Origin of the sequence: Halorhabdus sp. CUG00001, from assembly GCF_009797925.1 — an archaeon.
Classification (GTDB): domain Archaea; phylum Halobacteriota; class Halobacteria; order Halobacteriales; family Haloarculaceae; genus Halorhabdus.
Map to the genome: position 1 here is coordinate 1191994 of NZ_VOLB01000001.1, position 12646 is coordinate 1204639.

At 63.1% G+C, this 12646-nt stretch carries 11 protein-coding genes; 2 read left to right on the forward strand and 9 right to left on the reverse strand.

Annotation, left to right across the window (positions count from 1 at the left end):
• Nucleotides 1-54: 54 nt before the first annotated feature.
• The 4 genes from FR699_RS05905 to FR699_RS05920 form a co-directional block, all read right to left on the reverse strand.
• Entirely contained in the window at nt 55-933 is an 879-nt protein-coding gene (locus FR699_RS05905) for an MBL fold metallo-hydrolase (RefSeq protein WP_154551327.1), read from the reverse strand.
• 136 nt (nt 934-1069) lie between these two features.
• Complete coding sequence (locus FR699_RS05910) at nt 1070-2218, reverse strand: Gfo/Idh/MocA family protein (protein WP_158854701.1); 1149 nt, start codon at nt 2216-2218, stop codon at nt 1070-1072.
• A gap of 66 nt (nt 2219-2284) precedes the next feature.
• A complete protein-coding gene (locus tag FR699_RS05915) occupies nt 2285-3634 on the reverse strand; it encodes an ATP-binding protein (RefSeq protein WP_158854703.1) in 1350 nt (449 codons plus the stop codon).
• Nucleotides 3635-3704: 70 nt separating this feature from the next.
• On the reverse strand, nt 3705-5477 hold the full coding sequence (locus FR699_RS05920; RefSeq protein WP_158854705.1) for a PAS domain S-box protein: 1773 nt from the start codon (nt 5475-5477) through the stop codon (nt 3705-3707).
• 298 nt (nt 5478-5775) lie between these two features.
• On the opposite strand from FR699_RS05920, the gene FR699_RS05925 reads away from it, so the two are divergent.
• Both FR699_RS05925 and FR699_RS05930 read left to right on the forward strand, forming a co-directional pair.
• On the forward strand, nt 5776-6804 hold the full coding sequence (locus tag FR699_RS05925) for a phosphoribosylaminoimidazolesuccinocarboxamide synthase (RefSeq protein ID WP_158854707.1): 1029 nt from the start codon (nt 5776-5778) through the stop codon (nt 6802-6804).
• A 332-nt stretch (nt 6805-7136) separates the two neighbouring features.
• Complete coding sequence (locus tag FR699_RS05930; RefSeq protein ID WP_154551322.1) at nt 7137-7358, forward strand: hypothetical protein; 222 nt, start codon at nt 7137-7139, stop codon at nt 7356-7358.
• 50 nt (nt 7359-7408) lie between these two features.
• Here the strand turns inward: FR699_RS05930 and FR699_RS05935 are convergent, their stop codons facing one another.
• The 5 genes from FR699_RS05935 to FR699_RS05955 all read right to left on the reverse strand — a co-directional run bounded on the left by FR699_RS05935 (nt 7409) and on the right by FR699_RS05955 (nt 12630).
• The gene (locus FR699_RS05935) at nt 7409-8365 is read right to left on the reverse strand and encodes a formyltetrahydrofolate deformylase (RefSeq protein WP_154551321.1); all 957 of its coding nucleotides are present in this window, start codon (nt 8363-8365) and stop codon (nt 7409-7411) included.
• Nucleotides 8366-8448: 83 nt separating this feature from the next.
• Nucleotides 8449-10329, reverse strand: coding sequence for an NADH-quinone oxidoreductase subunit L (locus FR699_RS05940; protein ID WP_158854709.1), 1881 nt, complete (start codon nt 10327-10329; stop codon nt 8449-8451).
• Nucleotides 10323-10607 (reverse strand): NADH-quinone oxidoreductase subunit K, encoded by a 285-nt coding sequence (locus tag FR699_RS05945; protein ID WP_154551319.1) that lies wholly within the window; start codon nt 10605-10607, stop codon nt 10323-10325. The genes FR699_RS05940 and FR699_RS05945 overlap by 7 nt, the downstream gene beginning before the upstream one ends.
• Entirely contained in the window at nt 10604-11134 is a 531-nt protein-coding gene (locus FR699_RS05950; RefSeq protein ID WP_158854711.1) for an NADH-quinone oxidoreductase subunit J, read from the reverse strand. The genes FR699_RS05945 and FR699_RS05950 overlap by 4 nt, the downstream gene beginning before the upstream one ends.
• Entirely contained in the window at nt 11131-12630 is a 1500-nt protein-coding gene (locus FR699_RS05955) for a complex I subunit 5 family protein (RefSeq protein ID WP_158854713.1), read from the reverse strand. The genes FR699_RS05950 and FR699_RS05955 overlap by 4 nt, the downstream gene beginning before the upstream one ends.
• Nucleotides 12631-12646 lie beyond the last annotated feature (16 nt).

Below are 12646 nucleotides of genomic sequence, written 5' to 3' on the forward strand. Positions count from 1 at the left end.
CAAAGGCCTTATGCTGGGCGTCGAGTGCCAGTTCCGAGAGAGGCTCGGCCACACTCACAGTGAGAACCGCTCGCCGTCGACACCAAGCGGACGGTCGAACGCTGTCTCAGCCGGGAGATAGTGTGAGAGGTGGACGACACGCATCTCGGTCGCGCCGAGATCGGCAGCAAGGGATTGCGTTCCCTCGATGGTCATATGCTTGGTGCCATAGGTCATCGGGACGCCGTGCTCGTCGTGATGGGTTCCCCCGGCCGGGTGGGACTCACAGCGATCCGCCGGGAGGATCCCGTCTGCGACGAGCAAGTCTGGCTCGGCCAGTACGTCCTTCGATTCAGCTGGAAGCTGATAGCTCGTATCGCCCGTAACCGAGAGTTGCCCGCCGGTGTTGGGATCTTCGACGACCACGCCGTACGTATCGAGCGGGGGGTGGTCGACAGGCACCAGTCGGATCGTGAGTCCACAGACCGAAAACGACTCGAACGGCTGGCGAGCCCGGACATCGAGCGGGTCGAGGTAGTCGTAGCGATCACGGACGTGTTCGGCGACGCTTTGGCCCGTTTCCGGATCGACCACGCCCGAGGCGTATACCGGCAGCTCTCGACAGAGCCGATAGGCGTTGCCCAGCCCGTCGAGGTGGTCGAAGTGGACGTGCGTGATAAGAGCGGCATCCGGGGGATCGAAGTCCTCGCGGAGAAATTGCCGCCGAAAGTCCGGACTGGCATCGATCAGCAGTGTCTCGTCGGTGTGCTCGTTGCGAATGTGAAGCGAGAACCGTGTTCGTTCGACGCCGCGGGGTCCGATCTCGACGCCGCGCGTGTCGAGTTTGTCACGGAGGGACGGCTCGGGGTTCCTGGCACGGTGACAGACCGCACAGTCACAGCCGACCGTCGGCGTGCCAGTCGTATCGCCCGTCCCGAGGAGGGTGACTTCCATCGAGGCCTGCCACGCTCCGGAGGCGCCTAAAGCACACGATTGGGAGTCGGCCAGTCTCCGTCCCGGAACGTCTACACAGGCTCGGGTCGTGCCGGAACGGTGTCCATGGGAGGGGCCAGACTCGCCGGACCGAGGCTCACAGATCGGCGGCGGTTGAGCCCGAGCGCTGGGCGATCTCTTCGCTGGTCAGTTCGCGTCCGGCCGCTGCCGACAGATAAATTCCGTCCATGATCCGCATGGCGTTCAGCGCCAGCCCGGCCGTATCGATCGGATTTTCGGCCCGACCGTCGATCGTCTCGATCCAGTGGCGGAACTGACCGACGTCCCGCTCGAAGTCGTAGCCACTCTCGCTCTCTAAGAGTGCCTGGCGGGTTTCGTACTCTTCGAGGTCGATCGAAACGGTCGCCTCGTAGTCTTCGGTCGTCGTGTAGAACTCGAAGGGGTCGAGCTGGAGGCCGCCCTGTGTCCCGGCGACGACACTCGGGCGATCGGGGAGGAACATGTGCCAGGCAGCCCGAAGTTCGAGTACCGAGCCATCGGCCAGATGCGCCCACCCGAGACCCACATCTTCGACATCGTAGCCCGACGACGCCAGTCGGTCGGCGTAGGTGTCTCGGTTCTCGCCGACGAGGGCGGCGTCGTAGGTAGCGTCGGTGTGCTCGAAGGTGGCGCCACCGACTCGTTGGACGCGGGCGTTCCCGAGCAGATAGAGCAACTGGCCCAGGACGTAGGTCCCGATATCGATGACTGGTCCGCCGCCTGCAGATTCCTTCGAGACGAACGCCGGAGTGCCGTACCCGTCGACGAACGGTCGCCCACGCCGCCGGGAGACGACGCCACGAGCGTAGTACGGGTCGCCGAGATCGTCACCCTCGATGAGTGTCTTTGCAGCCCGCGTCTCCGGGGAGAACAAGTCATCGTTTTGGACGCCAACTTCGATTCCCGCACCCTCAGCAGCCTCAACCATCGCTTTCGCATCGGCATAGGTCCCAGCCAGGGGTTTCTCACAGAAGGCATCGACGCCGGCCTCGGCTGCGGCTTCAACCACGGGCCGGTGCAAGTTGTTGTGTACACAGACGCTGACCGCGTCGAGATCCGCGTCCGCAAGCATCGCTCGGACACTTTCGTAGACGGCCGGAACGTCGAACGCCTCGGCGAGTTCCGTCGCTGCTTCTCGATCGACGTCTGCGACGGCGACGACCGAGGCCGCGTCGATTGCTGCGTACCCACCTGCGTGGGTGTGCCCGCGATCCCCAGCACCAACGATGCCGATATCGATCGTCATAGGGAACTCACCCAGGGACTGAGAATAAAGATTGGGTCGACAAAGACTCGGGGGAGCGGACGACGATCAATCCTGGGCGTGGTCTGCGTGTTCGGCGTGCTCGTGCTCGTCACCCGTGTCCGGAGTCCCGCCGGCGACCAGAGCGTCGTGGTCTCCCTCGATCATATCGAGGTTCTTGAGGTTATCCCGTTCCTCGAAGTTGGCAACGGCGTCTTCGAGGTCAGTCTGAGTGAGCGTCGTCCGCTCTTCGGTCAGTGCATCCAGGACTGCTTCCCTGAGAACGAGTCGGAGGTCGCTGCCAGTCAGCCCTTCTGTCATCTCCGCCAGGGCCGCGGGATCGAAGTCGACGATCTCCATGTCGCGAGTGACGACGCCCAGAATGTCTGCACGCATCTTGTCGTCCGGTTTGGGGAAGTTGACGATCTCGTCGAAGCGTCGCCAGGCTGCGGCATCGAGTTGATCCGGGTGGTTGGTCGCGCCGATCAACAGCACGTCGTCCTGGATCAGACTCACCTCGTCGATCGATTTCAAGAGCGTGTTCACCGCGCGCTTGATGGCGGCGTGTTCGTCGCTGGCCCGAGTCTTGGCCACGAAGTCGAACTCGTCCATGAACAGGATACACGGCGAGAGGCGCTTTGCCACCTCGAAGGTCTTCTCGACGTTTTTGGCAGTCTCGCCGAGATACTGAGAGGTAATCATCGACAGTTTCACCTCGACGAACGGCAGATCCAGGTCGTGGGCAAGTGCGCGCGCGACACTCGTCTTGCCCGTGCCTGGTGGACCGACGAACAGGAGTTTCCCGATCTCTCGGAGGCCGATCTTCGCGAGATACTCGCGGTGTTCGATCGCCTTGACGAGCTTGTTGATCTCGTCTTCTTGATCCGACGTGAGGACGAGTTCGTCGAGAGTCATGTCGACTTCCTCAGGGGCGCGGATCTCCACGAGATCGAGCATCTCCTCTTCTTCTTCCTCGGCGAAGTACTCCTGTAGCAGACTGTCGATCCAGGCCCGATCGGCCCGCGCGGGGCGGACCTGCTGGCGAGCCTGCTCGCGGCCGACGTCTTCGAAACTGTCCTCGAAGGCCGCTGCGAGGGTCGGGTTCTCGAGTACGTGTGCGGCGTCGACGCGCTTTTCGAGCCACTCGTGGGCCATCTCTCGATCCGTGAACTCGATTTCCCCGGTGAATTCGTCGCGGTCGGTAAACATCAGTTCCGAGACGGCCGCCCAGGGTCGCTCGACGCCGGTCGCTTCCCGTGCCGCTTCAGCGGTCGCGACGACCGGTCGCTCGATCGTCCCATCCTCCCAGAACACCGCCCGATATTCGGGTGGCAGATCGTCGGGTTCGAGGTCATCCTGATCGGTATAAACGGCCGCTGTCAGGACGAATTCGACGACGTCACGCTCCGGATTGCTCATCTCCGGACCATTGTAGCGCGATCGACATAAGCCACTCGAAGCGCCACGCAAGGTAGTAGTCAGACGACTCTCAGTCGATGCTCGCTTCCAGGCCAGTGAACTCGAATCGGGCGCCCCCACGCTCGCTTTCGGTGATGTCGACACACCACCCGTGGGCCTGGGCGATCGACTCGACGATACTCAATCCCAGCCCTGAGCCACACTCCCGGGTCGAGTACCCTGCCTCGAAGACGGCCTCCCGGTCTGTCGGTGGAATCCCTGCGCCGTCGTCGGCGATGTAAAACCCATCCTCGAGGTCACCGACCACGACAGTCACGTCGTCCCCGCCGTGCTCGACCGCGTTGCGATAGAGATTCTCGAACAGTTCTCGGAGCCGCCCCGGGTCAGCGTCGATCCGGTTGTCCGTTTCGACTCGCAGGGCTGCCTCGGCCGTGCTCACTGTCTGCCAGCACGAGCGCGCGACCGACGCCAACGAGACGGTCTCGATCGCGTCGGCGTCGACCGTGCTCCCGTCCCGGACAAGCGTGAGGACGTCTTCGATGATCTCGTCGATACGTGTGAGCGCTCGCTTGGCCGAGGACAAGTGGTCGGATTCGACTGTTTCACTCGCCAACTCGAGGCGTCCCGTCGCCACTTCCAGAGGCGTCCGGAGGTCGTGACTCAACACACTTGCAAACTCTTCGAGGCGCTCTTTTTCGTCTCTGAGTTCCCGTTCACGCGCTTTGCGTTCGGTAATATCACGGGCCATTGCGACCCGATACGTATGCTCGTCCATCTCGACGGTCGAAGCCATTATCTCGACGGGGATCTCGGTCCCGTCTTTGCGCTCGTGGACTGTCTCGATGTGTGACGACGGGTCGCCGTCCTGTTGGCGGAGATGGCGTCGAAATGCCGCTCGGTCCGAAAAGTAACCCGAGATGTCCCAGACGCCTACACCCTCTAGTTCCGAGCGTTCGTATCCGAGGCGATCACACGCGGTCTCGTTGACGTCTTCGATGATCCCCGTCTCCGCGTCGGTGACGAAAATTGCGTCCTGGGCCTGGTCGGCCATCTCCCGGAACAGTTCTAGCTCGCGTTGCCGTTCCCGTCTGGCCGTCACGTCTTCGAAAACCGTCACAATGCGAGTGCCGTCGGGCGAGTATGCAACACTGCTGTACCACGATTCCAGCGATTGGAGGTGCGTTTCGAAAGAGAGTGGCTCGCCCGTTTCGAGGACAGTCTGGTACCGGTCGAGAAGCGGCGGTGGGTCCTGCTCGAACAGCGCCGACGCCGAGACGGGCAACGCCTGGGGCGAGTCGATTCCGAGAGTGTCACAGCCAGCTCCGTTGACGTCGACGAACTCGTAATCGATGGGGTCGTGTTCGTCATCGGTGATGATTCGTTGCGAGGCAACCCCCACGTTCATGTGTTCGAACAACCGCTCACACTCCCACCGTTGCTGGGCGGCGTGCCAGTCTCGGCGCGGAGGCCGAACACTCTCGTCGATCGCAGTAGCCAACAGCGTCGGGTCGTCGACAATCGCGTCGACGCGATGAAATCGATCGGCACCGGCGTTTAACGCTTCTCGTACGATCGTTTCATCCGGATCTGCCGCGAGGAATACGAACGGTGTCGTATCGCCCTCTCGCGACCTGAGACGGCGGAGCAGCGTGATGCTGGCGTCGCTCCCGTCGTCGATTGTGACGATGCAATCGATGTCCTCGGTCGCGACGGCGTCAAGCGCCGCCTGAATGCGTGTCTTCCTATGTACGTCGTATCGGTCGATATTGGCAAGTCGCGTCCCGATCTCCCGATCGGGAGTGAGGGCAGGAACGTAGAGAATGTGAACGTCTTGGGGGCACATTGTAGAATGGGGGTCGTTGCTATGAGTGGCTCTGTCCATCTTGATAACAAAAGCCACTGGTATAAATTTGGCTCACGTTTCAGCCAGCTACTCCAGATGGGCGACAGTTCGGTAACTAATAACCATTCTTGAGTCCCCGGGGTACACACGTAGCATGAGTATCGATACTGAGACGGACGGGCGCCGTTCACAGCAGTTGCAGAGACGCCTGTGAGGTGAGTAGGTTCCACTCGACGGCGACGCGCGCGTCTGTGTGGATGTACAACCTCTAAGGTCGCCGGCTCGGAACCCCGATTCGATGACCAGCGTCAAGGAGTTCCGGATCGACGAGGAGCCGACCGCGACCGAGTTGGGCAAGGGGGCGTTTGTCTTCACTGACGACTACTCGGTGTTCGACTGGGGGAAGATGCCCGACGAGATCCCGGCCAAAGGGGCGTCGCTGTGTACGATGGGCGCGTACAACTTCGAACAACTGGATGCAGCCGGGATCGGAACCCACTACGAGGGTGTCCTCGTCGACGGGGAACTGACGGACCTACAGACGGCCATCGACGCGGGCAGCCAACCACGCGAGATGGCGATCAGTCTGACGCAAGTCCCGAAGCTACCACACGAGACAGACGGATACGACTACGAAACCTATCACGACACGGCCGGTGAAAACTACCTCGTGCCCCTGGAGATCGTCTTTCGCAACACCGTCCCTGCCGGGTCGAGTCTACGCGAGCGCTCGGCCCCGCCAGACCACGGACTCGATACTGCGGAGTGGCCCGACGAGGTGGTCGAGTTGCCCGAGCCGGTCGTCGAATTCTCGACGAAGTACGAGGAACAGGACCGCTACCTCCCACGCGAGGAAGCCGACCGGATCGCCGGCCAAGCCGATATCGACGCCCTCGAAGCCGTCGCACGGGAGGTCAACGAGTACCTCAACCGGCAGGCCGCCGAGGCAGGTTTCGCTCACGAAGACGGCAAAATCGAATGTCTCTACTACCAGGGAGAGATTTACGTTGCCGACGTCGTAGGGACGTTCGACGAGAACCGCTTTTCTTACGAGGGCAAGGAGATCAGCAAAGAAGTCATTCGGCAGTATCACAAGCGAACGCAGCCGGCGTGGGTCGAGGCCGTCAGCGAGGCAAAAGCGACGGCGAGTGAACGGAACCGTGCCGACTGGAAAGCACTGTGTGAACGCCAGCCCGAACCGCTCGAAGGTCACAGTATCGAGGTCGCGAGTAACCTCTATCAGGCAGGAACGAACGCGTATGTGGGCCAAGAGGTCTTCGACGCACCAGCTATCGAGGACACACTCGAGCGGGTCGAGCGGCTGTAAGTAGACTGCTGTGGGGTGAAAGCCACGCTGTGCAGACTGTTTCTATCGTCGCTCACGCGAGTGTCCCGCCACAATCGCCACAGTAGGCGTGTTTGCGGTAGGTCGTGGTCTCAGTGAGTTCGGCACCACAGTCTTGGCACGTGTCGTAATGGGTGACCTGCATGTCCAAAGCGCGGGGACCGACGTGTTTAGCCCTTCTAGAAGAGGCGGGTTCTGCCTGTTTTTAGGCCGGCCAAAAACAGACACTGGCGCCACTCACGGCGGGAACGAACGTCGGGAATATCCATGACGTAGCAATCTTTTTGGGCCGTTCGGGCCTACCAGCGAGTGCTATGGAAGCAAACGAACTACAGGAAATGCTCGAAACGAACGGTGAGCTGATGGTCGCAGTCGCGGACTTCGGCCAGCCGCTTGAGCTTCACCTCCACGACACCGAGATCGACGGCGACACGGTTCGACTCGAACTCACAGACGGCGTTCTTACCTTCGACGTCGGTGCGGTCGCTGGCGCGTGGCAGCACACCCACTCACTTGCAGATCTGGGCCTCGAATAAGCGGTTTTTCTCCCGGCGGCACTCGCCGGCCCAACACAGAGGCTGACTGCTCAGTCGTCAGCGTCGCTGACGATTTCACCGAGTCCGTCGATCGGCCGATCCGGATTGAGTTGCTCGAGTTGCTCGGGTGCACCGAGCTGGGCGTCGGTCTCCTCGGGGTCGCGCAACCGAGTCCGGCCACGGTGGACGTAGATCTCGTCGTTGAGGTGGAGATCGATCGCCTCGAGCAGTGCTTGGGCCTCTAAGGGCTGGCCGATCTGCTGGAGTTCTTCCTCGGTCGCCTCGGGTGGGACGTTGAACACGCGTTGAGAGATGATCGGTCCCTGATCGAGGTCGGTCGTCACGTAGTGAGCGGTGACGCCGGCAATCCGGACACCTTCCTCGATGGCCTGCATGTACGCCGAAGCCCCGGGGAAGGAAGGAAGGAGGGACGGGTGAACGTTGATAATCCGGCTCTCGTAGCGGAAGACAACGTCCGGGCTGAGGATGCGCATATACCGCGCGAGGACGATCAGGTCCGCGTTGTATTCGGCGAGCAGATCCAGAAGTTCGTCCTCGTCGGGCGTGCCCTTCTCGTCACCGATGTCGTGGAAGGGAACGTCGTACTTCTCAGCGAGCGGCTGGAGATCCGGGTGGTTGCCGATGACGACCTCGACGTCGGCGTCGATATCGCCGCTGGCCCAGGCCTCGAAGATGGCTTCCAGGCAGTGGCTCTCTTTGGTGACGAGGACAGCGATGGACTGGGTGTCCCGATCCTCGGGGAATCGGACAGTGATGTCGACCCCGAGGTCGTCGGCCAGTTCCTGCAGATCTTCCCGCAGGGTTTCCTGGGTAACGATCATCTCGCTGGTGTCGACCATCGTCGTCATCCGGAAGACGCCCTCCCGGACAGCCTGATCGACATCTTCGATGTTGACCCCGCGCTCGAAGAGTAGCGACGTGACTTCAGCGATCAATCCAGTCGAGTCGTCGCCGACGACGGTGATCTCGGTCAGATCGCGAGTCATGGCCGCCACCTCGTGGGTCGCGTACTGGCGCTCATTGTCCAGTCATGGCGGCCACGCGAGCAAAAAGGGTGCGTTTTCGGCCGTCAGATGACGAGGACGACCGCGGCGATCACCAGCGCAACGACAATGCCGACGGCGTTGTAGTTCACATCACCCGTCTGGATGACCCGCGTGCGGGTACACAACCAGCGGTAGGCCGCGACGAACCCTTCGTATAGCTGGTCGAAGCCGTAGCCGGCCTCAAGGACAGCCAGAAGTCCACCGGGTGCGGCGTCGTTGATCGATGCCCGGGAGTGGAAGCCGAGATAGCCGAAGCCGAGGATGCCAGCCGTCAGGACTGCCGTCCGGGGCGTCAGCGTGTGCTCGACGAAGCCCACGATCGTATAGCCGTGGATCTCCGCGCCCGGGAAATACGTTTCCAGACCCGAAGAGAGCGGCCCGATCGCCAGCCAGGAAGTGAGGGTCAGGCCAGCCAACATGGCCAGCGAGCCGGTCATCGCGAGGGGCGACTCCTCGGCACTCGCCGTCGGCTCAGCGTAGAAGACGAGATAGTAGATTCTGATCGAGTAAACCGCGGTCAGCACGGCCGTCACTGCCAGCACGGCGAAGGCGACCTGCTCGATGGCGCTGCCTTCCAGTGCCGTCGAGAGGATCAGTTCCTTGCTCCAGAAGCCGTTGAACCCGGGCACGCCGATCAGTCCCAAAATGCCGACGAGGAAGGCGACGTTGGTCAGGGGCATCTGCTCGCGGTTGCCCACGCCGCGGTACTCGAACATGTCGACGTGTTTGTGGACCGTCCCGCCGATCCCGTAGATGACCGACCCCGCTGCGAGGAAGAGCAAGGCCTTGAAGATCGAGTGACTCAGGAGGTGGTAGCTCGCGGGCAGGACACCGCCGGCGAGGCCAATCGCCGCAGTCACGTAGCCAAGCTGGCTGATCGTACAATAGGCCAGCGCACGCTTGAAGTCGTTCTCGACAGTTGCGAGCACGGCGGCCAGGAATGCGGTGATCGTCCCGATGGCCAGCACGGCGGTCGTCCACCATTCGAGTCCGTCGAAGATCGGGCGGGTCCGGACCAGCAAGTACAGCCCGGCGTTGACCATACAGGCGGCGTGGATCAGTGCCGTACTCGTCGTCGGGGCCTCCATCGCGTCGGGGAGCCAGACGTGTAAGGGGAACTGTGCGGACTTCCCGACCGCGGCGAGGATAAAGAGTCCGCCAGCGGCGGCGAGTGTCCACTCCGGTAGTGCGCCGCTCGCGGCCTGATCGATCAGTTCGCGGATCGAGAACGTGCCGCCGCCGACCCACAGGACGGCGATCCCGGCAAGCAGGCCGATGTCGCCAAACCGGGTCGTGACGAAGGCCTTCACGCCCGCCGCGAAAGAGGTCTCCTCGTCCAACCAGAAGGCGATCAGGCCAAACGAACACAGTCCAAGCACTTCCCAGAAGGCGTACAGCGCGACGAGGCTGTCGGTCAGCACGAACCCGATCATGCCGCCGACGAACAGCAACGTGAGCGCGTAGTAGCGGGTCAGCCCGCCCTCGCGTTCCATAAAGCGCGTCGAGAAGACGAGTGCGAGCGCGCCGACGACCCCCGCGATCGTCGCCATCATGACACCCAGTACGTCCAGGTAGAGGCCGAAGGACACGTCGGCGGGCGGCACCCAGGCGAGGTCGTACTGGACGACGCCGGGCGTCCCCGACAGTGCGTTCGGGAGGAGTGCCAGCGTCAGGCCAGCGGTCGCGAGGCCGATCGACACGGCCGCCCCGTTCCGGACGCGATCGCCGGCGACGGCCACGAACGGCAACACGACGGCACCGACCAGCGGCACCACAATCGCGCCGAGGGCCAAGACGGCCGGTGTCGGCTGGCCGGGTGCCATCACCGCGACAGCGGCCAGGAGTGCGCCGGCGACAACCAAGCCGGGCGTCGATGCGAGTAGCGTGCGACGGTTCGTTACCATGTCAACCTCCCGATAGCGTCGAGATCGAGCGTTCCGTACTGTCGATACGCCGCGACGGCCACGCCCAGCAGCACGGCGACGACGACGGCATCGATCAGGATGAGGAGGACGACGATCCCCTGGCTACCTGCCGGGTCGGTCGCCACGAAGTTGACGAGGACGCCCTTCGAGGCGAGCTCGACGCCGATCAACGTCTGTACCACGTTTCGCCCGGCGACGATGCTCGCCATACCGATCACCAGTAGCGCCACAGCGACGCCGTAGGCGAGTGCAGTCATGTATCTCCCTCCGGAGGAGCGGTCGCTCCTGGTTGGTCCTCTCCCGTGTCGGTCGCAGGGTCGAGATGCTCAGCCGTCAACCGGACGACGGCGAGGACGCCAACGAACATGAGTATCGTGACGGCGAGGACGTCGATCGACCGGCCACTCCACAGTTCCTGGGCGAAGGTCGTCACCGTGGTAGCCTCGCCGGCCGCAGGGTCGAGTAGTGCCCAAACAACGACCCCGACACCGAGGAGGCCCCCGAGTGCGAGCCCGACGACCGTGCGCTTGGCGGGGTGGACGCGTTGGGCCGTGTCGGTCTCGGTCAGGCTGATCACGAACAGAAAGAGGACGGTTATGAGTCCAGCGGCGACGACCGCCTCGAAGACGGCCGCGATCGGCGCCCCAGCCAAGAAGAAGTACACCGCCAGGGCAACGCTCCCGCCGGATAGCGAGAGAATCGAGACCAGAAAGTCCCGCGCGGCGACGGCGGCAAAGCCAAGCACGAGCGTGATCGCGAGTGCGCCCGTGGTGAGTGCGATCATGGCGTCACCTCCAGTCCATGCTGCAAGACGTCGGCTGCTGGCCCGACCAGATCCAGGCCGAACGCCGGGGCGAGTCCGAGCAGGATCGTCCCGCCAGTCAGCGCCAGGATCGGAATCGCAAGGAGTGTGGGTGTCCGATCGAGCGACGATACGGCGTCGGTCGGACTGTCAAACAGTGCTCCCAGCACCGGCAGGTAGTACCCCAGCGAGAGAAAGGAGTTGCCGATCACGAGGATAGCGAGGCCGACGCCGACTGCCCCCGAGACTTCGGCGCTTCCGAGGACGATGAACAACTTACCCCAGAAGCCCGCAAGCGGCGGAACGCCCGCAAGCGCCAGCACGGCGACGGCAATCGCGCCTGCGGCGACTGGCATCTGATAGCCCACACCGGCAAGTGCCCCGAGCGTTCGGTGCTTGCCCTCGGCCCCAGCCAGCCGATAGGCGATCGCGCCGACCGCGAGGAAGGCACCGCCCTTCATGAACGCGTTCGCAAGGACGTGAAAAAGTGCGCCGTCGAAGGCAATACCGAACCCGCCGTAGAAGCCAACACCGAGTCCAAAGAGAATGTAGCCGACGTGTGGGATCGACGAATAGGCCAGCAGACGCTTCAGATCGCGCTGGCCCAGCGCCAGGAAGTTGCCGACAGTCATCGTCAGCGCACCAACCACCAGTAACAGGAGTCCGACCGAGACACCGTCAGGAACTACCGCGAGTGCCTTGCCCATCGCCACGATCGCGGCCGGCGTCGCCAGGGCCGCAAGCAGCGCGCTCGCGCTCGCGGGCGACTCCGTGTAAGCGTCCGGCAGCCAGGTGTGGAGCGGGACGACCGCTGCCTTGACGCCGAACCCGACGACGAGAAAGAGGACGGCCGCCTCCAGGGGTCCCGGGCCGGTTGTCGCGGCAAGTTCCCCGGAGAGTGTCGCGAAGTCGAGCACGCCGCCAGTGTGGGCATAGACGAGCGATATGCCGAAGATGGCGAGCAACGAGCCCGCGGCGTTCATGATCACGTACTTGAGACCTGCTTCGACGGCCGTCGCTCGGTCGACCGCGAAGGGGACCAGCGCGTAGGTCCCAACGGCCATCACTTCGAAGAAGACGTACAGCGAGAAGAGGTCTGCAGAGAGGCCGATACCGACGACGCCGGCGAGGGTTGCGAGGACGAGCGGATAGTACAACTCGGGAGCGTCCTTGCTGTCGGTACTTCCCGCCGCGTGGACGATCACGGCCAGGCCGACCAGGCAGGCCACCGTCGAGAGGAACACGCTCAGTGCGGTGACCCGCACACCGACGCCCTCACCAAACAGCGCGTACTCGATCGGGAGCGATCGCAACCACAGGAGCCAGGTCGTCCCCGACGCGAGAAGCACCGCCACAGAGGCGACGACACCCGCCCAGGCGACCGACCGGCCACGCGGGGATCGACCTACCAGATAGGTGCCAAACACACCGCCAGACAGCGCCACGAACGGTGCGATAGCGAGAGGTGTGCCACTCACACGACCACACTCCTGG